Below are 21,472 nucleotides of genomic sequence, written 5' to 3'. Positions count from 1 at the left end.
CATGATTGATTTAGTATGCGGCGGACAAGCCGGCGACGAAGGAAAAGGTAAAATTGCCGCTTATTTATCGTATAAGGGCAATTATGAATATTGCGTGCGCGTGGGCGGCCCCAATGCCGGGCACACCGTCGTGCAAGACGGCGTTTCCTATACGCTTAAAAATATCCCGTCCGGATTTTTGAACCCCAAAACAAAACTCGTACTCGGCGCGGGAGCCTACACCAAAACCGAATGGTTGTTAGATGAAGTGAAAAAAACAAATACGCAAGACCGCTTGATTATTGACCCATATGCCGTGTTAATTACCGACGAGCAAACCGGAGCCGAACGCGGCGCAAGCCACTTTATGAATCACATCGGAAGTGTAGGCACCGGGCTCGGTCAAGCCGTTAAAGAACGCATTGAACGGCGCGATATCAAATTTGCCAAAGACGAACCGCTCTTAAAAGATTTTATCCAAGATGTGCCGGAACTCTTAAACCGCAGTTTAGATAAAGGCGGCGATATTTTATTGGAAGGCACGCAAGGTATTAAACTTTCTTTGTTACACGGAGAATATCCGTTTGTGACGTCGCGCGATACTACCGCCAGCACTTTTTTGGGCGAAGCCGGACTCGGCCCCAAGAGCGTGCGCGATGTGTATGTGGTTTTTAAGCCGTATATCACGCGCGTAGGCCCCGGCCCGTTAGAGCATGAAATGACCGATGAAAAAGAGTTGGAAATTTACCACACCAAGGGCCACGAAATCGGCAGCGTAAGCAAACGTTTGCGCCGTGTGGGTAAGTTTGAAAAGCGCTCGGCCTCGCGTGCGATTATGATTAACAACTGCACGAAAATCGCTATTACGCATATTGATATGTTCCCCGGGAACGATCGCGTTAAACGGGAAGAAGATTTTACACCCGAAGCCAAAGCGTTTTTGGCAAATTTGCGTGCGTTATCGGCCGAAGTGTATCCGCATCCGAAAATTGCGCTTATCTCCACCGGCCCGGATATGGAAGATACATTAGTGTTGTAATAACTGTTGTTGGCTATTTTTTACACAAGCGGCAGCGATATGTCTGCCGCTTGTGTATTTTATTCCTTTCAAAAAGTGTTACAATAAATAAGATAAATTTTTGGAGTTATTATGAAAGATATTGTTTTTGATTTCGGCGGAGTGCTTATTGATTGGAACCCGCGCTACTTATACCGTAAAATTTTTCAGACCGATAAAGAAGTGGAGTGGTTTTTGGCAAATGTTTGTACGTCCCAATGGAACACCCAACAAGATGCCGGGCGTTCGCTTGAAGAAGGCATTGAACAATTGGAAAATAAATTTCCGGAGTATGCATTTGCGATTCGTTTTTATTATACGCGTTGGGAAGAAATGCTCGGCGGGGAAATTGCCGGTACGGTGGAAATTTTGCGCGAACTCAAAAAGCGCGGATACCGCTTGTACGGACTGACAAACTGGTCGGCCGAATTATTCCCTATTGCACAAAAACGGTTTGATTTCTTAAAAGAATTTGACGGTATTGTGGTTTCCGGACAGGAAAAACTCGTCAAGCCCGATCCGCGCATTTATTCCTGCTTATTGCGCCGCTATCAGTTGGACGCGCAAAATTGTATTTTTATTGATGACAATAAAGCAAACGTTTCCGAAGCGGCGGATTTGGGGTTTGAAACGATTTTATTTACATCGCCCGACGATTTGCGCCGTATTTTAATAAGTCGGTCGGTACTATAAAATTATTTTCATATCGGTTATTTACAAGGAAACCCTTTTAGGTTTGCCTTTTTGCTAATTTTTTGTATGAGAAAATTTTCTAAGAAAGGAGTGAACATGAAAAATAAAAGTTATTTTACGGGCTGTTTGGATATCAAAGCATTTACGTTAATTGAATTATTGGTGGTCGTTCTTATCATTGGTATTTTAGCATCGGTAGCGTTACCGCAGTATCAAAAAGCAGTGGAAAAATCGCGTGCGGCGGCGGTATGGCCATTATTAAGAGCCATTGGCGAAGCACAGGAAAATTATTATTTGGCTAACGGCGTCTATGCTAATTCCTTTGATGATTTAGCCGTAGAAATTCCATTTACGGGTACGACAAAATGGTCTACAGCGTCATATTTAACAGATACCCGTTCCAATAATGATTGGTCTATTCAATTATATCCGGACACCGTCCATGCGGTTTTTGCGGGGCGTTTGACCGGGCCCTACGCGGGATCCGGGTTTGCTTATTATTTTGGCGATTGGGCTTGCCCGCCACCCGCAAATGGTCTTGGCGTTTGTGCCCACACAATGACTTGTGTTGTAAAAAGTGCAGGAGCCGGTGGGGTGACGGTAGATTCGGCCAAAAGTTTGAAGTATTGCAGACAAATTTTCAAAGCCACGCAAACAGTACAGAGCGGTGACTTGGGGAATTATTATCTAGTGCCTTAATTCGCTTTGCTAATAAGCACTTCCATCATTTTATGCCGGCGGAATTTGCGGGTTTCCAACAAAATACCGTTTTGGTGAATCTTCTCGTTTTTAGTCGGTTCGTGCCCGAGTTTCTGGCTGACCCATTGCTCTACGGTGGTGGTGGGGGTAACGTCGGCGGGAACGGGCAAATCAAGCCGTTCAAAGATATCTACCATTTTGGCGGGGGCGCTGGCGGCCAGTGCTTGCCCGAACGGGCGGATATAGGCAGGGAAAAAGTCGTACTCATCTTCAATTTCGCCTACCATTTCTTCAAAAATATCTTCCAGCGTCAAAATGCCGGTAATCATCTTATCGTCTGTCACCAAACAAATATGTTGTTTGCTTTTCATCATTTTCTCAAGCGCGGCAGAGATAATGGTATCGGCTTCCAAACGTAAAATCGGACGGACGATATTGCGTGCAGTGGTCGGGCCGCCTTGAGCCACTTTGGTGGAAAGGAAAATGTCCTTAAAGTTCAAATATCCGATAATATCCTGCGAATCCTCGGGGTTGCCGCGCACGGGGAAACGCGTATGCATATCCAAATGTGCTTTAATGAAGGTATCGGCGATAGAATCGTCGGCATTGAGCATATAGACTTGTTCCAGCGGCACTTGAATTTCGCGAATTTTACGCAAACAAAATTGGGCACTTGTAAGCACGATTTTTTCTTCCGTCTTGCCGAATAAACGTGACGAAGACGCAATCGCCGCTGCGGTGCGTAAATCTTCCAACGCGGTGCGTTGGAGTTCTTTTTGATCGGGTGTGCGGGAAAATTTGCGGGTGATCGTGCGTACAATAGATTCCATAATGTTAACAATCGGTGCGAGTATCGCATACAATACACGCAACGACGGAGAAAGTCGCAATACAACAAGTTCTTTGTTTTTTATAGCAAACGTTTTGGGGGTAAGTTCGGCAAAAACAATGGTAATAAAACTAAGCGGCAAAACGACCATAATCATCGCTAACGCATTGGCTACATGGCGGGAAAGATATAAGTGCTCGCGAAGCCACGGGGCAAACCGGCTTCCCGCGTCGGAGCCGCCAAACGCCGCCGCCACCGCCCCCACAAGCGTAATTCCGATTTGAACAACTGCCAAACTGCCTTCCAAATGGTCTTTCATGTACAAGGCGGCTTCTGCCCCCGGGCATTTGCTTTGTACAAGTAGCGACAAACGCGTGCGCGAAATGGACGCAAGGGCCATTTCATACGCGGCCAACAGCGCATTTAATCCCAACATTAACAAAATAACTAAAAGTGTAATCATAAATTTATTTTCTCGTCTATCCAATAAGTCGGGCGTTGTTTGACTTCGTTAAAAATGCGGCTTAAATACTCGCCGATAACACCTAACGTAATCAGTTGCACCCCGCTAAAAAACAAAATCGCTACCATCAGCGATGTCCACCCGCTGACCGGGTTGCCAAAAACTATTTTTTTGTAGGCTGCCCAGCCGGCATATCCAAAGGCACCACAGGATACAAATAGGCCGAAATACGTCCATAATTTTAGCGGCAATGTGGTGGATGCGGTGAGTCCGTTTAAGGCAAAATTCCACAGTTTCCAATAGTTCCATTTGGTGTGTCCGGCACCGCGGCTCTCGCGCACGAACGGCACCCCTATACTTTTGAACCCTGCCCACGAAAACAGCCCTTTCATAAACCGCTCACGTTCCGGCAGTGCCAATACCGCCTCTACGGCGCGGCGACTCAAAAGCCGGCAATCGCCCGCGTTGTAAGGAATCGGCGAGTCGGCAAGTCGGTTATATACTTTGTAAAATGTGCCTGCGCTGATACGCTTGAAAAAGGAATCGGCGGTGCGGTCTTTACGCACACCATAGATATTATCAAAACCTTGTTGGAATTTTTCCCATAATTGCGGGAGGATTTCAGGCGGGTCTTGCAAGTCTGCGTCCAAAACGGCCACCCCGTCTCCCGTGGCGGCGGCCAACCCGGCCGTCAGGGCGGCTTCTTTGCCAAAATTACGCGAAAGCGAGACGATTTTAATACGCTTATCGTTTTCGGCCCATGTTTTAAGCAAGGCCAATGTGCCGTCTGTGGAGCCGTCGTTAATAAAAAGCACTTCATAATCGGGCGTGCATTGTTGCACGGCCGGCTCTAATCGTGTGCGTAGTTGCGGCAAGACGCTTTCTTCATTAAAAACAGGTACGATAACCGATAGTTTCATCGCGCATTTCTCCTAATCAAATAGTATACTAATTATAAGGGAAAATTTGATACAGTGGACAAACCGGGAGACCCTTTATTATGCGAAAAACGCTTGTGATTGAAGGTATGAGTTGCGGCCATTGTGCCGCGCATGTGGCGCGTGCCTTAAATGCTATTGCCGGGGTGCGGGCGCAAGTAGATTTGGCCCATAAAACGGCCTTGGTAGAAGCGGCAGAGCCGGTGCCCGACGAGGTGCTTCTGCAAGCCGTTCAAAATGCCGGATATGAGGTTGTGGCTATACACGACTAATTACTACAATATAAAAAATAACACACAGAGGCCTTTTTATGGATAAATATGGTTTTGTAAAAGTAGCCGCAGCGGTTCCTGCCGTCAAAGTAGCCGATGTTAATTTCAATACGGCGCAAACGGAAAAATTATTGCGCCAAGCCGTTAAAGAACAAGCGGAAATGGTTGTGTTCCCCGAGTTAGGCATAACAAGTTCTACTTGCGGCGATTTGTTTTTGAAGCCGTCCCTGATTGAACGAGCCGAATTGGAACTGGCGCAATTGCTCAACCGTACGCAAACATTACCGCTTGTGTTTATGGTAGGGCTTCCGGTTCGTGCGGACAATGCCTTATTAAATGCGGCGGCGGTGTGCTACCGCGGAAGCGTGTTAAGCGTTTTGCCTAAAATCTATTTATCCGACGAAGAAAAACGCTGGTTTGTCAGCGGAGCCGAGTGGGGGGAAAGTGAAGTCGGCCTGTGCGGACAAATGGTTCCCGCCACGATTCAACAAGTAATAGAAGTGAACGGGGTAAAAATCGGGGTGGAAATCGGTAATGATTTATGGGCAACCGTACCGCCATCTTCGTTTGCCGCCTTCCAAGGGGCAGAGATTATTTGCAATTTATCGGCCCGCCCTGCTTTGGTTGCGGCAGATAAGTACACGCACGAATTGGTTGCGCAACAATCGGCGCGTTGTCTGTGCGGGTATATATATGTAAATAGTGGGTTTGGCGAATCTACCACCGATTTTGTATTTGACGGAAATGCATTTATTTATGAGAACGGCGAACCGCTTGCGTGCGCGGAACGGTTTGCTGCTAAATCGCAATTAATCAGTACGGAAATTGATGTGGAACGTTTGCGCAACCGCCGGGCTGTTTCTTCCGCGTTTCGCGCCGATTGCGCGCAAGACGCTAACGAACCGTATTTAGTAGTTTCCGACGGAAATTATGTATTGCAAAAACCGTTTTCGCTCACGCGTCCGCTTGCTGCTTTGCCGTTTGTGCCGCAAGGGTTGCAACTGGCGGAACATTGCCAAGATGCGGTAAATATACAAGTAACCGGATTGGCCAGTCGCCTAGTGGCTGCACACGCCAAGACCGCATTTATTGGTATAAGCGGTGGGTTAGATTCCACGCTTGCGTTGCTTATTACGGTGCGGGCCTTTGATAAATTGGGCTTGCCGCGCAAAAATATTACCGGCGTAACAATGCCCGGTTTCGGCACGACGGACAGGACGTATCAAAACGCACTGTCTTTGATGAAAAATTTAGGTATCACGCAACGCGAAATCAGTATTAAACAAGCGTGCTTACAACATTTTAAAGATATTGGGCACGACGAGAAAATCAAAAATGTAACGTACGAAAATGCCCAAGCGCGTGAGCGCACGCAAATATTGATGGATCTGGCTAACGAAACGGGCGGCCTAGTGGTAGGGACGGGTGATTTGTCGGAATTTGCGTTGGGTTGGGCCACGTATAACGGTGACCATATGTCTATGTATGGTGTAAATGCCGGTGTGCCCAAAACGCTGGTGCGTTCGTTGGTAACTTGGATCAGTGCGCAAGAAACAAACGCGGTGCGCCGTGTGTTGGAAGACGTGCTGGATACACCGATCAGCCCCGAACTGCTCCCGGCCGATAAAAAAGGAAAAATCGCACAGAAAACGGAAGACCTTGTCGGCCCGTATGAATTGCATGATTTCTTCTTGTATCATTTCGTACGTAACGGTTTTGGGCCGGAGAAAATTTTTCACTTGGCTACGTATGCGTTTAAGGGGAAATTTACATCCGCGGTTATTAAAAAATGGCTGACGGTTTTTATGCGTCGCTTTTTTGCCCAACAGTTTAAGCGTTCTTGCTCTGCAGACGGACCAAAAGTGGGAAGCGTGGGCCTTTCTCCGCGTGGCGATTGGCGCATGCCCAGCGATGCTTCGTGTGCGTTGTGGCTAGACGAACTTGAACACATGAAATAACTTAAAGGAGAAATTATATGAAGAATAATTTAAGGGGATGTTTAAGTGGTTTTACGCTGATAGAATTATTAGTTGTTGTGCTAATTATCGGCATTTTGGCAGGAGTGGCCTTGCCGCAATATCAAAAAGCGGTAGCAAAATCACGTGCGGCACAATTATACACAGCAGTATCGGCGGTGGCTACGGCGGCTCATAGTTATGAAATGGCCAACGGAGAATGGCCGGACAATTTTGAAGTGTTGGATGTAGATTTGCCGTTGCAAGATAAAACCGGTACGGCATGCGCGCTAGCCATTGGTTCGGGAATTACTAAAAAAGAAGGCAAAGGATATGCCATTGTTATCGGAAAAAGCCCCAACAGATGGAATGATGTATTTGGTGTGTTCACGGAAGGGAAATATCCATGTACAGGGGTTGCCTATATCAAAGATACAAGCGGGGCGTTTGACGGCAATACATTGTATTGTGTGGAATATACAGGCAATGCCGTGTCTATACCGGATACTACGCGCGGAAGATTTTGCAGCAAGGTGATGGGAAAACAATTTGTCCGTGCGTTGTATGATTACGATTGGTTTGAATAAATAGATTGTATTTAAAAACCCCCGGTGAGTAGCCGGGGGTTTTTTGTTACTTATCTAAAAAACTTTTTCCAACAGCCAGCGGCGGCAACTTGAAATAATCAGCCAACGTCTGCCCAAGGTCCGCATACGTATCGCGTCTGCCGATAAACTGCGGCTTTACATTTTTACCGAACATAATTACCGGTACGTGTTCGCGCGTGTGATCGGTACCTGTGTAAGTGGGATCGCATCCGTGGTCGGCGGTAATAAAAACGATATCGTTTTCATCCAGTTGGGCGGCCAAATCGGGCAAGCGCGTATCAAAATATTCTAACCCTTTAGCATATCCTTCCACGTCGCGACGGTGGCCCCACACCATATCAAAATCAACGAAGTTGGTAAATACTACGCTAAAGTCCGGTGCGGTTTTTGCTTCTTGTAAAGTAACGTTCCATAATTCTTCCAACCCGGATGCTTTGACGGCTTTGGTAATGCCTTGTTTAGCAAAAATATCGCTGATTTTTCCGACGGAGATGACACTTCCGCCCGCATTTTTAATAGCGTCTAATACGGTAGCGTGCGGCGGCGTAACGGAATAATCGTGGCGATTTTTAGTACGTTGAAATTCACCTTTTTTCTCGCCCACAAACGGACGCGCAATCACGCGCGCAATGTTATAAGGTTTAACACATTCAAAGGCAACTTCGCACACGCGGTACAAATTATCCAGGCCGAAATATTTCTCGTGCGCGGCAATTTGAAACACACTATCTGCCGACGTATAGCAAATCGGTTTTCCGGTTTTGATATGTTCTTCGCCTAATTCTTCAATAATAGCCGTTCCCGACGCGGCTTTGTTGCCTAAAATGCCGGGCAATTTGGCTTTGGCGCAAATTTCATCTACAAGTGCTTGCGGAAAAGACGGATAATCGGGTTTGAAGTATCCCCAATCAAAATCAACGGGGCATCCTGCCATCTCCCAATGGCCCGACGACGTATCTTTCCCACGGCTGATTTCTCGCATAAATCCGTATTTGGACGGCAGATTCACTTTCGCTGCGGTTTGCGGCCCGGCTTGTACTTCTTTGCCGGTAGAGGCCTGAGCCGCTTTGAATAACCCCAGCGCGGCTAAATTCGGTAAATTTAAGTGCCCGCGTTTGGTAGCGATATGCCCCAAAGTATCGGCCCCTTCGTCGTGAAATTGGGCGGCGTCCTCGGCATTGCCGATGCCGAAAGAGTCCATCATCAAAATTACAGCACGTTTTTTCATAATACCCCCTGTACGGCTTTTCTTTTTATTATACCCAAAACCACGCAATTATGTAATGCGAAATTTTCAGTAAAAAAGTCGGCGAAAATGATATCATTTATGCAAAGGAAAAACCGTATGAAACAAGCCTATAAAAATATGCGTGCTTTTTGGTTGGACGTTAATAATTTGGAAAACCGCAAAGGCGTGATGGAACTGGGCGCGGATAAAATTTGCGTGGCCGGTGTGGAAATGGCGGTAACTGACGGCGTACAAACCAAACATATTTTTGTAGCCACCAATTCGCTCGGGGACAGCAGTTTGTATTTTGAAAATAACAGTCAAAGCGGTATCGGCGGTTTTATCGGCGGGCATGATAACGCACCGTTGCAAGATGCCGCCGCACATATGCTAGCGCATGCCAGCAAATTGACGGCACAAATGCAACGTGTTTCGTTGGGGGAAGAATTGCCGCTACCGACGAGCCCCGGACAAGTGCGGTTGTTTGCGGTTTCCAAAGAAAATTTATTTCATGTTGAACTTAGTGAGCAGGATGCGCGCAAAACTGATAACCCGTTTTATCCGTTTTTTGCTTATTCGCAACAGGTGATAGGTTTTTTCCGCGCACAACAAACAAACGCACCGAAAGGACGGGCTTAATTATGAAACGTATTTCGCTGATGGTACTGTTGGCATTGTTTTTGGTAGTTATCGTTGGGATGAGTGCCGGCGTGGCCTTTTATTGGCATTATATCGGTACGCTTATTGAACGCGATGCAACGGCCAACGTTATCGCAGAAACAAGTGAAACCGCCGAGAACTTCCGCCGCGCCGTGGAAGCCGACCAACGGGTAGTGGATACGATCGCCCTGACGGTACAAGCCAGTTACCCGTGGAACGAAACGGAAAAATTGGAACGGTTTTTACACCTGCAAGTTAAATATAACGAGTTTGAAAATTTAGGTATTATCCCGTTAAGCGACGAAAACGCTATGCTCGCCCGCCCCGATTCGTTAGATGAGTCGTGGCAAAAAGACGTGCTGATTCGGGCCTTGGATCAAGATACGTTCGTTTCGGCCCGTCAACAGGATCCCACCAGTAACAAAAGTGTATTTGTGCAAGCCGCTTCTTTGCACGATGGCATGACGCCGGTGGGCGCGCTGTTCGCGCTCATCCCGACCGAGCGCTACCGCGCGGCGCTTACCCTTTCTTCGTTAGGCGATAACAGTAACGCGTTAGTAATTGCGCGTGACGGGACGGTAGAAACGTCCGGCCGTACCGTGCCGTTTGACAATGTCTATACGGTATTAGAGCGGGCGGGATTTGTCAAAGGGCACTCTCTGGCCCGGTTGCGTATGCATATTGAACAGGGCGAAAAAGTATTTATGCGCTATCAGTTGGACGGCCAATACCGCTTGCTCTATGGCGAAGCGTTGCCGATAAACGATTGGTATTTACTAGCCGTCTTGCCGACTGATTTTATTCAAGAGCAAACCCAACGTGTGGCGTGGATCACCTTCGGTTTGTTTATGTTTATCTTCTTGCTATTCGGCGCCTTGGGGTTATACATGCTCGGCCTGCGTTCGTACAGCAATCGCCAACTTTTTAATACGGCGTTTGTCGATCCGCTCACGGGATCCGATAACTTAAACCGGATGACGGTATTGTTCTCCCGTCGGTTGCAAGCCTTAAATAATCATGCCGCCTTAGTGATTTTTGACATGTTAAAATTCAAAGTTATTAACGATATGCTCGGCTTTGAGCGCGGTAATTTGGTATTAAAACGAGCGTCGCATATCTTCCGCGAGAAACTGATGCCTAACGAATTTGTTTGCCGCAATTTCGCCGATAACTTTGTATTACTTTTGGCGTTTGAAGATCGCCACGAATTGCGTGCGCGGTTGACCAAACTGTTATCGCTTATCCGGCGTGATTGCACGAGCATTGATTCGTGCGTAATGGTGGACGGTGTGTTCGGCGTGTATGAAATTACACAGGAAGTTCCCTTCTATATGGCGATGGACCGCGCCCACTTGGCGTTGGAAAATGCCAAACGTACCCCCAAAGAATTTATTCAATTCTATGACGAAAAAGAACGTTTGCGTATCGTGCAAGAACGTCAGTTGGAAAACGCGATGGAACAAGCCCTTGCCGACGGCTCGTTTGTGCTGATGTTGCAACCTAAATACGATTTCCAAACCGGGAAAATGGAAGGAGCCGAGGCGTTGGTGCGATGGAATCACAACGGACGCGGTGTGGTGCGGCCCGATGATTTTATCCCTTTGTTTGAGCGTAACGGATTTATTTTGAAACTGGATATGTTTATTTTGGAGCAAGTGGCTAAACATTTGGCCAAATGGCAACAGGAAGGCAAACGGCAAGTGCCCATAGCCGTCAATTTTTCACGGTTGCACTTAAATGATTCGCGCTATATTCCGCAGATGACGCATATTGTGGATAATTACAAAGTGCCGCATCATTTGGTGGAAGTGGAACTGACCGAAAGCGTCATCTTAAGTAACCGTGAACTGGCGCAGAATGTAGTGCGCGGGTTGCATAATAAAGGCTTCTCGGTGGCGATGGATGATTTCGGTTCCGGGTATTCGTCGCTGAACGTGCTGAAGAGTTTACAGTTTGATACGATTAAACTGGATAAAGAATTTATCAGCGGCTGCGAACAACAAAATTCTACTGCGCGCAAAGTAGTACGCGGAGCGGTGGAAATGATTAAATCTATTGATGCTACCGTTGTAGCCGAAGGCGTGGAAACGGAAGAACAAATGAAATTCTTGCGTGAAATCGGGTGCGATTTGGCACAAGGGTATTATTTCTCGCGCCCGGTTACGGTGGAAGATTTTGAAAAGTTGCTGAAATAAAATACGGATTATTACACAAAATAAACGGTGCTAACTAAAAAGTTAACACCGTTTATTTTTGAGTTGTTTAAGAAATTAAGGATAAAGATACCAGCCGGTACTTGCATCGGCGGTAGCACCGTTTGTTTCCTGCTTGCAAATTTTGGTAGCCATCGCATTGTTATTATACGGGATGCAGTAGCGGTTCGTGTTGTAAAACAGACGCAAGTACGATAAATGATACTTGCTGTTATGACAATAAATATACTGCGTAGATAGTTCTATTGTGCAGAAAACATCTCCGTTAATCTGACGTCTGGTAGGCGCGCTGGAAGAATTGTGGGGGATATCTACATCCAATACGTCAAAATCGCCATAAGTTCCGTTAGCCATATGATAAACTTGTTCGGCCTCGTAAATACTTTCCGTCAAATGCATTAAGGTGGCATAACGGGTTTTTGTTACTGCTTTTTGATATTGCGGCAACGCAACTCCGGCAAGTATGCCGATGATGAGCACGACCACTAATAATTCAATAAGTGTAAATGCTTTATTGCTTTTCATAGGAATTTCCTTTTTCGTTTTTACATCTTTGCTTTTTCAAACGTTTCGCGCGGTAAGAACGGAAACATGTCTTCCAACGTCGGGCTAATCATCGTGCCGTCGGGTAATTTACGCGCCGATAATTTGGGCGAGAAAATATAATCTTCGGTGCAATCCACTTCGCACACGATAGGGCCTTTGGCAGCCAATACGCGCGCAATGCCTTTTTTCAAATCTCGGTTTTTTTGCAAACGTACGGCCGGTAAGCCGAAGGCTTTAGCAACCTGCACGAAATCGGGTACTTCTACGCCGCTTTGGGCATTACACCCGGTCAAACGGCCTTTGAAAAAATTAGTTTGCGTTTGAATAATAGATTTATAGACGCCGTTTTTTAGCACAAAAATTTTAAGCGGTAATTTATTTGTTTTAACCGTTTGCAATTCTTGCAAATTCATCATAATACTGCCATCCCCTTCCAAACAGACGACGGGTTTATTGGTGGCTGCGCACGCCCCGAGAGCGGCAGGCAAGCCATAGCCCATGGACGCACAACCGGAATTCAAAAATGCCCGTTGGCCTTTTTTCAGTTTGACCGCTTGAAACAACGCTACGCAAGCCGTGCCGTTGGAAGCGACCAACAAGGTGTCGGGCGGCGTTTGGCGGCTGAGTTCGTCTATAAATAAATACGGGTGTATTTTGTCCGTGGGGCGGAAGGTAAATTCTTGCAACGGTAAAAATTCATGCCGTAACTTTTGGCAATGCTTTCTCCACGCGTCTGTGCCGAGCGGTTTTTTAAGCATACGGATCAAAATTTCCAGTACATTTTTAACATCGGCACAAATCGGTAAATCGGGTTTGACGGTGGGTTTTTGTAATTCGGCCGGATCAATATCTACGACGATTTTCTGGGCGTTTTTGGCAAAATTTTCCCAATTATAACTTACTTGCCGAATGTTGTTGCGCGTACCCAAAAACAAAATGACGTCTGCATTTTGCAACGTAAAATTCCCCGCACGCTGCCCGACCGTGCCAATACGTCCGGCGAAGTTCGGGCAATCGTCCGCCACTAAATCAAATCCGTTAAATGTAGTTACTGCGGGAATTTTGGTTTGCCGCAAAAATGTATCTAATAATTTTTGCGCGCCGCTTAACCGCACCCCATGCCCGACGACCACAAGCGGCTTTTTGGCGTTTGTCAGCCAAGTGGCGGCCTTCTTGCAAGGGAGTATTGACACTTGCTTTTTCTTTGCGGGCGTGCGAAATTTTTTTAATTTCTTTTCGTTAATTTGTGCGGCTTGCACATTGATAGGAATATCTACCCATACCGGGCCGGGGCGTCCGGTCGTGGCGTGAAAAATGGCTTCATCCAACACGGCATCAATATCTTGCGGATCGGTAACGGTACGTGCAAATTTGGTGAGCGGAGTGACCACGCTGATAATATCGGTTTCTTGGTCACCCAGTTGGCGCAACGGAAGTTGCGGACAAGAGGCTAACGTGGTGGAAGTTTTTACTTGGCCCGAAATAAATAAAATGGGGGCGCTGTCCGTCCACGCGCCAAACACTCCGTTTAAGCAGTTAAGCCCGCCCGGGCCGGTCGTTACGCATACAACGGCCAATTTCCCCGTGGCGCGTGCGTACCCTTCGGCCGCAATAGCGGCGGCTTGTTCATGATGATTAAAAAGCAAATGAATTTTTTTACTTTGTCCGAAACTATCATTTAAGTGCATGGCTCCGCCGCCTGTTATCATAAAGGTACGGCGCACACCGTATTGCTCTAGTTTTTTAACTAAATAATCGGATAATTTCATATTATAACCCGCGTTCTTCAATCAATCGTTTTAGGCTTTCGTTATGAGCGTAGGGACTGTCAATCTGGTCGATTTTAATAGGTTCGTCTTTTTTGATATCGGACAGTAACACTTCGCCGCGCATCAGTTCCCGACAGGAAATTTGGCCTTTTTGTAATGGAATAGCCAAATAGACGTCATCGTCGGTCAGTTTATGCCCTTTGGGTAAATCCCACCGCGCATATACGCCGCGCACAAGTGCATCTAAATAGGTAATTTCTTTGCGGGCGGGCAAGTGTTTGGTGTCCGGACTGTGACCGCAACAAATAACCGCTCGTTGATAGGCTTTTATCCAACGATCAATATCTTGAGGCAACGAACAATAAGGGGAAACCGGAATATTATCCGCATCAATATCAATGTGCCGCTCAAAGGTGCGTGCGCCTTTGGCGTAGGCCATTTGGATAGATTCTTCCAAACGCTCGTTATATTCATGGGTGGAAAAACCAATGACGTGTCCCGGATAGCGGTTTTTTAAGAAGTCAATTTGGTTGAGTTCCAATTCTTCTTTTTCCGATGGATACACACTGACACAATGGTTAATGGCCAGCGGAATATCGCGGTGCTCAAAGAAGGTTACCAAATCATCAATATTTTTAAGGGAACTGCCCCCGGTGGATACGATAACGGGTTTGCGGGTGGTGGCAATTTTTTCAATTAAGATCCAGTCGTTTAAGTCGGAACTGGCAATTTTAATAATCGCTACGCCCAATTTAACGCACGTATCTACCGAATATTCATCAAACGGAGTCGCCATGGGGATACAACCGCTTTTGCGTATAGCATCTACGAGCAGTTGGTATTGTTTGATATCCATTTTAGTCGCCATGGTTTTTTTAATGTAGCGGATATCTTGGCGGTCTCTGAAATCTTGGTGAATAAAGGTATCTACGTCGCGAAATTGTAATTTAATGGACGCGCGGACGTTATTAAAGCGGACAATCTGTGAAAAGTTTTCAATGATTTTTAACCCGCGTTCCACATGCCCCCAGTGGTTATTGGCAAGTTCTAATACAAACAAATCTTCAAAAATTTTATTTTTCATGGCGATTCTCCTTATATCACTTATCATAACATATTGCAGCCGCGCCGGGTTGTAATTCGCAGGAAAAATCTGAGACGTTTTGCGGAAGGAAGAGAAAAAATGATATAATCAAAAACGGTATCGGAGTGTTTTTTATGTCTTTTCCCCAAAAAATCAAATCACTTCGTCCGGCCGGGTTTTTAGGGCTCATGACCGTAGCCGGCGCTTTGTTTACGCTTATCTTTTTAGCCGTTACAGGCAATCAGCCGCAAGTATATACAGATATCATTGTCGAATGGACATCTCAAGTCCTTTCCAATAAATCTGCGGAGATGTTTTTAATTTATTTCTTGTCATTGGCCGGTTTACTAGTATATATGGGTTATTATATGTATGGGCCTTATAATGCTAAATTCACCGATTCCCCAGGTAAAACTATTAGTGTGGAGCGGTTTATCGTGGGGATAGTGAGTTGTATAATGATTTATTCCATACTTGTAGTCGGTAAACTCAAATTTGATATTTTCTCATTTTTTTTGCTTGTATGTATTGCTTCTTGGCGTGATAAGGAACATCTTATAGATGACATGATTTTCTTCTTTCTATCTATTTTTACAGTATATGCATTGTATATGTTGTATGCATGGTTTGGGGGAACGCATACGATTAATAAACATTCCCCTGCAATTGTTGCTTTGATAAGTATTTGTGTAATATGCTTACGTCCTTCTTATAAATCTGTACTTTTTCAAAAAAGTGTCTTAATTATGCAAATTATTTTACCTGCACTGCTTTTAGTTTATGTGGCGGACCGTTATTTGTTAAATGGGGAAATTGTTACCGTTAAGCCGCTGCTGCGCATACGTCTATTTGTATATGGGGTGATGGCGGGGTTAATTATATCGGGGATAGCCAATCTGAAAAAATATTGGCACACTCCGGCTACCTTAAATCAAATTTTATCATTTGGGGTGTACGTGGCAATAGCCGGATTTTTAGTGAGTTCTTCTAAGGGATTACAAATCCCGGTAGATTTACATCACCCCTTTGAAAACATTATCGGGTTTCATCAATTGTTCCAAATGGGTCAAAAAGCCTTTGTGCACTATATTCCCGTATCAGGGATGTACTCTGTTGTGCAAGGGGCTTTTTTTGAATGGATGGGAGCGGGGCTTCTTTCGCATTATTATATAACAGAGACTTTATTTTTATGGATCATTTCTGTATTAGTACTTGGCTTGTTGAAGTTGTACCTAAAAAATACTTCGCTGTTTTTAATCGCTCTTGTGTTTATCGGTGGAAGTTCGGTATATATAAACCGTAGTTTATTTATCTTGCCGATTATGTTACTGCTCTCCTGGCCTAAACTCATAGAAAACAGAAATCTATGGCTTAAAGTTTGGTTATTAACCAGTTTGTTTCACGGACTTTATTATCCTGTATATGGGGCGGCGGTATGTTTGGCTTTTGCCCCCTTGGGAATTTATCAAATTATTACGTTTATTACTTCCGGGCAATTACGCAAGGAAAGTCAAAAGAACGGTTTTTTACTTAAGTGGTGCATTTGTTTCCTTCCTGTGTTGCTAGCGGTGCCTTGGTTGCAGGGAACCTTTCACCACATTCGTGCGATGGCCGCTCAGACCGTATTGGCCGACGGTATTTCGCGCTTTGGACAGCAATTTTCTTTTCCAATAGTTTTGTTTGCCCCTTTGGGCATACGTTTGTCGGTTGGATATTTGTTTACATTCTTATTTCCGGCGGTATTGGTATGGGGGGGATTTGCTTTTGCTCTTTATGTATTTCACTTGAATAAGTATGAAAAAATAAATAGGGTGCAGGTACGCGATGGATGTATCGTTTTGTCACTGGTAATTTTGCCGCTTGTTGCTTTTTCTTATACCATGGTACGGTTAGATACTAATTCTTTGTTTGCCCGGAATATTGGCATATTTAGTGCGATGGCGGTTATGTTTGTGGTCTATGTATTGCAGTATGGGCGTACTATAAAGATAAAACAGATACTCATAGGGTTGGCTTTATGTGTGCCATTTTTTTCTTATTCTTGGGGGATATTGACGGAAACGAAAAAATTACAACCGTATATAACGTTATCGGAAGATACCGTCCAACTGGAACCATTACAATTGAACAAAGCCGGGCAAGGGTTTGTTAAAAAAACTACTGGAGATTTTTTGAAACAGGAATCCTTGCAACCGAAATTGCCTTTTCCCTATTTCGGTTTATCCGTATTTGGGCTCTATTATGCGCAAGATATTAAAGGATCATCTGTACTTGAACCGATGACAATAAAAGGCTTTGACGCTGCACAAGAGACCACGGCATTACTTAATCATTATTTGATAACAGGTAAAAACTATGTCTATGACCCAGCCAGAAATGTTTTTCGTCCTAATGACGGTTCCGTTTCTACCGAACAAATTTTGCAACGACACCGTTTGTTGCCTTATGGTAAAGATTTGTTTGTCAATAAAACATTTGCGGCTTGGGGGCAATCCATAAAATCGCTTCGGCCGATATTTTCAACACCGCAAGTGTCATTTGAAACAAAAGTGTTATCAAATAGTCTGCAAATCCATTTTTCCAAGCCGCTCTACGGCGACGATGCTGATTTTATGTATATAGAATTTGACGGGCAAGACCAATCTTTTGAATATGCTCTTTATGATATGGCGGGTTGGCATAAATTACCGACTAATTTAGGATTTGCCAAGTATTTTGTTAAAAAGAATTACAATCCGCAACGCCGCGTGGAAATAAGTTGGACAGATGAGTCCGGAGAAAATCATAAATTATTTAGCGGGATGGATAAGGGGAAATTACTTATTCCGTTAGGGGCCGTGGCGCATTGGCTGTTAAATGACCATTCCTCTTTGCAAATTCGAGTGACGGACAATGCGTTACCGGCAGACTTGCCGCCTGTAAAAAAGATAGAATTTCTTAAACTTCGTGAGGTGCATTAAATGAACCCTAAAATTCTTGTATTTATTCCCATGTATAATTGTGAAAAACAAATCACGCGGGTGCTTGCTCAATTTACACCGCAAATACAATCTTTTATTACAGAAATTTTAGTGGTTAATAACCGCAGCACCGATAACGGAGAACAAGCCGTTATTGAGTTTGCCAAGTCTCACCCGCAACTGCCGCTTACACTACTGCGTAATAAAGATAATTACGGGTTGGGCGGATCGCATAAAGTGGCTTTTGCATACGCATGCAAAAACGGGTTTGATTATGTCATTGTGTTGCATGGGGACGATCAAGGAGATATTGCCAATTTGCTGCCGTATTTGGAATCCGGCGAATATCAGGCGTACGATTGTTTTTTGGGAGCCCGTTTTATGAAAGGTTCTAAACTGCAAGGATATTCCAAGTTCCGCACGTTTGGCAACCGCGTATATGATATGCTGTTTTCTTTGGGAACGGGAAGTAACGTGTATGATTTGGGATCCGGATTAAATGTATATAAGACGGCGATATTAAAAGATGAATTTTACCGCCGATATCCCGATAGTTTATTATTTAATTATGCCATGGTATTGGGCTCTGCCTATTATAAACACAAGGTAAAATTTTTCCCGATTTGCTGGCGTGAAACCGACCAAGTATCTAATGTAAAATTAACTAGCCAAGCCATTACAGTACTTAAAATGCTATGCTCGTATGTAGTGGGAAAAAAATCTTTCATGCAACAGGAACACCGCACTCGTATTATTGACAAGTATGAAGCCGATATCATCTGTAACACGACGAAAAAATAATCGTTTTTGGTATTGTTTTATCAATACGGCGGTACTCGCTTGCGCGCTTATCGTATTCGGGATAACCTATCAACCTGTTTTGGTACCGTTATTTGGGTCCTGCAGGGTGGGGTTATTGTCTTTGTTTTTTACCGTATTGGGGGTTCATATCATCAAAGCCCTGCGATTGTATTTGGCGATGTACGGCAATCCGGTCAATACGTGGGAATATCTCAAAACTTACTGTAAGGTGACTCCGGTTAGTTTGCTGTTGCCGTATAAGTTGGGCGAATTTTTTAGGATGTACTGTTACGGCGTTTTACTCAAAGATTTTTGGAAGGGAACAATCATCGTCTTGTTAGACCGTTTTATGGATTTAAGTGCGTTAGTTACTTGGCTTTTGATATTGGGGTTATTAGCCAAAAGTTCGGTGGGGCTATTGGTTTGTTTGTTTTTATTTGTTATGGCCGTTTTGCTGGGAGCGTATTTTATTTTCCCCGGCTTTTACACTTTTTGGAAGAATTATTACTTGGCCGCAGCGGCCACACCGTCCACACTGCGTTATCTTAAATATTTAGATGTTTTGGCGCATATTCACCGGCAAGTTAAAAGTGTCGTACAAGGCCGGGGAATTATCTTGTATGCTTTATCCGTGCTGGCATGGGGCATGGAACTGATTAACCTGTGGATTGTTTCCAAGAGCGTACCCTTTGCTCAATTAACGGCTAAAATTACGTCCTATTTATCGGCCGCGCTTACCAACGGGCCCTGCCCTACGCTTAGAGAATTTGTAGCATTGAGTATCGTCTTATTAGCGATTACTTATGTTTTATTACAAGTCGGGAAATTATTTTTCAAACGCGAGAAAATTTATGAGAATAATTATTTGTTACGATAACGATATTGTCAAAAACGAAATGGTGCAAGATATTATCGGCACGAAAACTTTTGCCGAAGTGGTCATCGGGCGCCGCCGCGTGGAAGAAACGGTGCTGGGGCTGTTGCAAACCTGTTTCCCCGGTGCGATTATTAAACGGATAGATGCGGCGACGCAATACGAGACGGTGGAAGAACAGTTAAAGCCGTTTGTCGGCGAAGATGTGCGGGTATTACACCTGTTTTCCAACTGGTTTATTACGGATGAGAAAAAAGCGTTGTTATCGTTTCAAAAATTAAATTATATAGATTCTCCGTGGAAAATGTGCGCGGATAAACAACTGGTAGGTATGATGTTTCCCGATGTAAAAACCTATTTGCCCTTTTGCAAAAACCGGTTGGCGGGAGTAACGTCTTCGGATGCGGTTAACTATATTAATCAAGAGTTTCCCATAGAAGGAGTGAGCAATTTGGCACAAGTATCGCGGTTAGTAGCGTGTCTAACGGGAAATTTTGAAGCACGGTATTTTAATACACTAACCGAAACAAAATATACGTTAACTAAATCTTCTACCGATAAAGACAAATTGAAAAAAGAATATACGTTTTATCATTTGTTGCCCGACGAGATGAAACCTTGGTTCGTTCTTCCGTATAACTATCGCGAAGATAAAGATACAGCCAGTTACACCATGGAACGGTTGTATATGACCGATTTGGCTATTAAATGGGTACATGGTTCTATTGAACCGGAAGAATTTGAAACGATTTTGGATATGTATTTCCACTTTTTTAGCGTGCGTTCACGCCGTATGTGTTCGGCCCAAGTGTATCAAAAAACGGCAGATGCCCTGTATGTGGATAAAGTAAAAGAACGGACTATCCAATTACAAGCGCATCCGGCTTATACGAAACTGTCACAATTTTTAGAGGCCGGCCACGTCCGTTTGGATGAGTTGGTAGATGCTTATTTTGACCTTAAAAAACAAATGGAAAAAAACCTGCGCGCTCCCAACTGCCAAGTGATCGGACACGGAGACCCGGGGTTTGCCAATGCCTTGTATCACAAGTCAACCCGTACCTTAAAATTTATTGATCCCAAAGGGGCTCTTACCGAAGAAGAAATGTGGACAAACCCGTATTATGATTTAGCAAAACTAAGTCATTGTATTTGCGGACGGTATGATTTTTTCAATAGCGGCCTTTTTGATATTAAACTGGGCGAGCAGTTAAAGTTTGAATTAGACATCCCGTTTGATAACGCCCCTTACCGCGCCTTGTTCCAACAGAAAGTAGAACAAAACGGGTTTGATTATGTGGCGGTGCGTGTGTATGAAATTTCGTTATTTTTATCGTTACTACCGCTACACATGGATAATCCGTACAAGGTATTCGGGTTTATCTTGAATATTCAAAACCTATTAAACGAGGTTAAACAATATGTATAAGGGCTATTCGCTGGTAATAGATGTGGACGGGACATTGTGCCCCATTAAAAAGCCGGAGCAAAAATACGAAGATTTAGTCCCGTATAGCGCTATGGTAGAAAAACTGAAAGCCTGCCATGCGGACGGCGCCAAAATTATCTTATACACTTCCCGCAATATGAATTCCTATAACGGTAATCTGGGGCTCATCAATAAATATACGGCCGCTGTTTTGACCAAATGGTTAGAAAAGTGGGATATCCCCTATGATGAAATTATATATGGGAAAATTTGGCCCGGCCATAAGGGTTTTTATATTGATGACCGTACCGTACGCCCGCGCGAATTTTTAGAAAACTCACCCGAACAATTGGAAAAAATTTGCGCCGCAGACCGCTTGCCGGAGAATGTGTGTGACAAATAAAAATCTTGAAAT

19 protein-coding genes are annotated in these 21,472 nt (G+C 44.6%); 13 read left to right on the top strand and 6 right to left on the bottom strand.

The genetic code is table 11. From position 1 onward, the window contains the following. Position 1: 1 nt before the first annotated feature. The 3 genes from ACQY3H_RS02580 (at position 2) to ACQY3H_RS02570 (ending at position 2,428) form a co-directional block, all read left to right on the top strand. Positions 2-1,018 (top strand): adenylosuccinate synthetase, encoded by a 1,017-nt coding sequence (locus ACQY3H_RS02580; protein WP_428074550.1) that lies wholly within the window; start codon positions 2-4, stop codon positions 1,016-1,018. A 111-nt stretch (positions 1,019-1,129) separates the two neighbouring features. After that, positions 1,130-1,729: an HAD family hydrolase gene (locus ACQY3H_RS02575; RefSeq protein ID WP_428074548.1), complete on the top strand. Its 600-nt coding sequence runs from the start codon at positions 1,130-1,132 to the stop codon at positions 1,727-1,729. A gap of 96 nt (positions 1,730-1,825) precedes the next feature. Beyond that, on the top strand, positions 1,826-2,428 hold the full coding sequence (locus ACQY3H_RS02570; protein WP_428074546.1) for a type IV pilin protein: 603 nt from the start codon (positions 1,826-1,828) through the stop codon (positions 2,426-2,428). Here ACQY3H_RS02570 and ACQY3H_RS02565 read toward each other — a convergent pair. After that, positions 2,425-3,720 (bottom strand): hemolysin family protein, encoded by a 1,296-nt coding sequence (locus ACQY3H_RS02565; RefSeq protein WP_428074544.1) that lies wholly within the window; start codon positions 3,718-3,720, stop codon positions 2,425-2,427. The genes ACQY3H_RS02570 and ACQY3H_RS02565 overlap by 4 nt on opposite strands. Beyond that, positions 3,717-4,640 carry a glycosyltransferase family 2 protein gene (locus tag ACQY3H_RS02560; RefSeq protein ID WP_428074542.1) on the bottom strand — a complete coding sequence of 308 codons (924 nt, stop codon included), beginning with the start codon at positions 4,638-4,640 and terminating at the stop codon, positions 3,717-3,719. The genes ACQY3H_RS02565 and ACQY3H_RS02560 overlap by 4 nt, the downstream gene beginning before the upstream one ends. An 80-nt stretch (positions 4,641-4,720) precedes the next feature. Between ACQY3H_RS02560 and ACQY3H_RS02555 the strand changes: the two genes are divergently transcribed. Genes ACQY3H_RS02555 through ACQY3H_RS02545 form a run of 3 tightly spaced genes read left to right on the top strand, consistent with a single transcriptional unit; the run spans position 4,721 to position 7,472 of the window. Beyond that, positions 4,721-4,930, top strand: a complete 210-nt coding sequence (locus ACQY3H_RS02555) for a heavy-metal-associated domain-containing protein (protein ID WP_428074540.1) — start codon at positions 4,721-4,723, stop codon at positions 4,928-4,930. 38 nt (positions 4,931-4,968) lie between these two features. Beyond that, on the top strand, positions 4,969-6,888 hold the full coding sequence (locus ACQY3H_RS02550) for an NAD(+) synthase (RefSeq protein ID WP_428074538.1): 1,920 nt from the start codon (positions 4,969-4,971) through the stop codon (positions 6,886-6,888). 17 nt (positions 6,889-6,905) lie between these two features. Beyond that, positions 6,906-7,472, top strand: coding sequence for a type IV pilin protein (locus ACQY3H_RS02545; RefSeq protein WP_428074536.1), 567 nt, complete (start codon positions 6,906-6,908; stop codon positions 7,470-7,472). Positions 7,473-7,518: 46 nt separating this feature from the next. On the opposite strand, the gene ACQY3H_RS02540 is transcribed toward ACQY3H_RS02545, so the two are convergent. Beyond that, the gene (locus ACQY3H_RS02540) at positions 7,519-8,721 is read right to left on the bottom strand and encodes a phosphopentomutase (RefSeq protein ID WP_428074534.1); all 1,203 of its coding nucleotides are present in this window, start codon (positions 8,719-8,721) and stop codon (positions 7,519-7,521) included. A gap of 117 nt (positions 8,722-8,838) precedes the next feature. Here ACQY3H_RS02540 and ACQY3H_RS02535 point away from each other — a divergent pair, with 117 nt between their 5' ends. Both ACQY3H_RS02535 and ACQY3H_RS02530 read left to right on the top strand, forming a co-directional pair. Continuing rightward, positions 8,839-9,360, top strand: a complete 522-nt coding sequence (locus tag ACQY3H_RS02535; RefSeq protein ID WP_428074532.1) for a hypothetical protein — start codon at positions 8,839-8,841, stop codon at positions 9,358-9,360. Positions 9,361-9,362: 2 nt separating this feature from the next. Further along, the gene (locus tag ACQY3H_RS02530) at positions 9,363-11,576 is read left to right on the top strand and encodes a putative bifunctional diguanylate cyclase/phosphodiesterase (RefSeq protein WP_428074530.1); all 2,214 of its coding nucleotides are present in this window, start codon (positions 9,363-9,365) and stop codon (positions 11,574-11,576) included. Between the two features lie 75 nt (positions 11,577-11,651). Here ACQY3H_RS02530 and ACQY3H_RS02525 read toward each other — a convergent pair whose 3' ends face one another. Genes ACQY3H_RS02525 through ACQY3H_RS02515 form a run of 3 tightly spaced genes read right to left on the bottom strand, consistent with a single transcriptional unit; the run spans position 11,652 to position 14,993 of the window. Further along, entirely contained in the window at positions 11,652-12,119 is a 468-nt protein-coding gene (locus tag ACQY3H_RS02525) for a type IV pilin protein (RefSeq protein WP_428074528.1), read from the bottom strand. 20 nt (positions 12,120-12,139) lie between these two features. Then, positions 12,140-13,909: a thiamine pyrophosphate-binding protein gene (locus ACQY3H_RS02520; RefSeq protein ID WP_428074526.1), complete on the bottom strand. Its 1,770-nt coding sequence runs from the start codon at positions 13,907-13,909 to the stop codon at positions 12,140-12,142. A 1-nt stretch (position 13,910) separates the two neighbouring features. Continuing rightward, the gene (locus ACQY3H_RS02515; protein WP_428074524.1) at positions 13,911-14,993 is read right to left on the bottom strand and encodes an N-acetylneuraminate synthase family protein; all 1,083 of its coding nucleotides are present in this window, start codon (positions 14,991-14,993) and stop codon (positions 13,911-13,913) included. Between the two features lie 134 nt (positions 14,994-15,127). On the opposite strand from ACQY3H_RS02515, the gene ACQY3H_RS02510 reads away from it, so the two are divergent. From ACQY3H_RS02510 to ACQY3H_RS02490, 5 genes are read left to right on the top strand one after another with little or no spacing between them, the layout of a single operon-like run. Beyond that, positions 15,128-17,953 (top strand): hypothetical protein, encoded by a 2,826-nt coding sequence (locus ACQY3H_RS02510; RefSeq protein WP_428074522.1) that lies wholly within the window; start codon positions 15,128-15,130, stop codon positions 17,951-17,953. After that, positions 17,954-18,754, top strand: a complete 801-nt coding sequence (locus ACQY3H_RS02505; RefSeq protein WP_428074520.1) for a glycosyltransferase family 2 protein — start codon at positions 17,954-17,956, stop codon at positions 18,752-18,754. Further along, entirely contained in the window at positions 18,717-19,631 is a 915-nt protein-coding gene (locus ACQY3H_RS02500; RefSeq protein ID WP_428074518.1) for a hypothetical protein, read from the top strand. The genes ACQY3H_RS02505 and ACQY3H_RS02500 overlap by 38 nt, the downstream gene beginning before the upstream one ends. Then, positions 19,606-21,057, top strand: coding sequence for a hypothetical protein (locus ACQY3H_RS02495; protein ID WP_428074516.1), 1,452 nt, complete (start codon positions 19,606-19,608; stop codon positions 21,055-21,057). Before ACQY3H_RS02500 ends, ACQY3H_RS02495 begins: the two co-directional genes overlap by 26 nt. After that, complete coding sequence (locus ACQY3H_RS02490; protein ID WP_428074514.1) at positions 21,050-21,460, top strand: capsular biosynthesis protein; 411 nt, start codon at positions 21,050-21,052, stop codon at positions 21,458-21,460. Before ACQY3H_RS02495 ends, ACQY3H_RS02490 begins: the two co-directional genes overlap by 8 nt. Positions 21,461-21,472 lie beyond the last annotated feature (12 nt).

Source organism: Candidatus Avelusimicrobium luingense (assembly GCF_902757105.1).
Taxonomy (GTDB): Bacteria; Elusimicrobiota; Elusimicrobia; order Elusimicrobiales; family Elusimicrobiaceae; genus Avelusimicrobium; species Avelusimicrobium luingense.
This window is presented reverse-complemented; position numbering and strand designations above follow the sequence as displayed.

What these genes read in the sequence shown, in the direction of transcription:
- ACQY3H_RS02515 (WP_428074524.1), bottom strand. Translation starts at nt 14,993, where the DNA reads ATGAAAAATAAAATTTTTGAAGATTTGTTTGTATTAGAACTTGCCAAT.
- ACQY3H_RS02530 (WP_428074530.1), top strand. Translation starts at nt 9,363, where the DNA reads ATGAAACGTATTTCGCTGATGGTACTGTTGGCATTGTTTTTGGTAGTT.
- ACQY3H_RS02495 (WP_428074516.1), top strand. Translation starts at nt 19,606, where the DNA reads ATGAGAATAATTATTTGTTACGATAACGATATTGTCAAAAACGAAATG.
- ACQY3H_RS02500 (WP_428074518.1), top strand. Translation starts at nt 18,717, where the DNA reads ATGAAGCCGATATCATCTGTAACACGACGAAAAAATAATCGTTTTTGG.
- ACQY3H_RS02525 (WP_428074528.1), bottom strand. Translation starts at nt 12,119, where the DNA reads ATGAAAAGCAATAAAGCATTTACACTTATTGAATTATTAGTGGTCGTG.
- ACQY3H_RS02565 (WP_428074544.1), bottom strand. Translation starts at nt 3,720, where the DNA reads ATGATTACACTTTTAGTTATTTTGTTAATGTTGGGATTAAATGCGCTG.
- ACQY3H_RS02510 (WP_428074522.1), top strand. Translation starts at nt 15,128, where the DNA reads ATGTCTTTTCCCCAAAAAATCAAATCACTTCGTCCGGCCGGGTTTTTA.
- ACQY3H_RS02570 (WP_428074546.1), top strand. Translation starts at nt 1,826, where the DNA reads ATGAAAAATAAAAGTTATTTTACGGGCTGTTTGGATATCAAAGCATTT.
- ACQY3H_RS02490 (WP_428074514.1), top strand. Translation starts at nt 21,050, where the DNA reads ATGTATAAGGGCTATTCGCTGGTAATAGATGTGGACGGGACATTGTGC.
- ACQY3H_RS02540 (WP_428074534.1), bottom strand. Translation starts at nt 8,721, where the DNA reads ATGAAAAAACGTGCTGTAATTTTGATGATGGACTCTTTCGGCATCGGC.
- ACQY3H_RS02550 (WP_428074538.1), top strand. Translation starts at nt 4,969, where the DNA reads ATGGATAAATATGGTTTTGTAAAAGTAGCCGCAGCGGTTCCTGCCGTC.
- ACQY3H_RS02575 (WP_428074548.1), top strand. Translation starts at nt 1,130, where the DNA reads ATGAAAGATATTGTTTTTGATTTCGGCGGAGTGCTTATTGATTGGAAC.
- ACQY3H_RS02535 (WP_428074532.1), top strand. Translation starts at nt 8,839, where the DNA reads ATGAAACAAGCCTATAAAAATATGCGTGCTTTTTGGTTGGACGTTAAT.
- ACQY3H_RS02580 (WP_428074550.1), top strand. Translation starts at nt 2, where the DNA reads ATGATTGATTTAGTATGCGGCGGACAAGCCGGCGACGAAGGAAAAGGT.
- ACQY3H_RS02520 (WP_428074526.1), bottom strand. Translation starts at nt 13,909, where the DNA reads ATGAAATTATCCGATTATTTAGTTAAAAAACTAGAGCAATACGGTGTG.
- ACQY3H_RS02505 (WP_428074520.1), top strand. Translation starts at nt 17,954, where the DNA reads ATGAACCCTAAAATTCTTGTATTTATTCCCATGTATAATTGTGAAAAA.
- ACQY3H_RS02555 (WP_428074540.1), top strand. Translation starts at nt 4,721, where the DNA reads ATGCGAAAAACGCTTGTGATTGAAGGTATGAGTTGCGGCCATTGTGCC.
- ACQY3H_RS02545 (WP_428074536.1), top strand. Translation starts at nt 6,906, where the DNA reads ATGAAGAATAATTTAAGGGGATGTTTAAGTGGTTTTACGCTGATAGAA.
- ACQY3H_RS02560 (WP_428074542.1), bottom strand. Translation starts at nt 4,640, where the DNA reads ATGAAACTATCGGTTATCGTACCTGTTTTTAATGAAGAAAGCGTCTTG.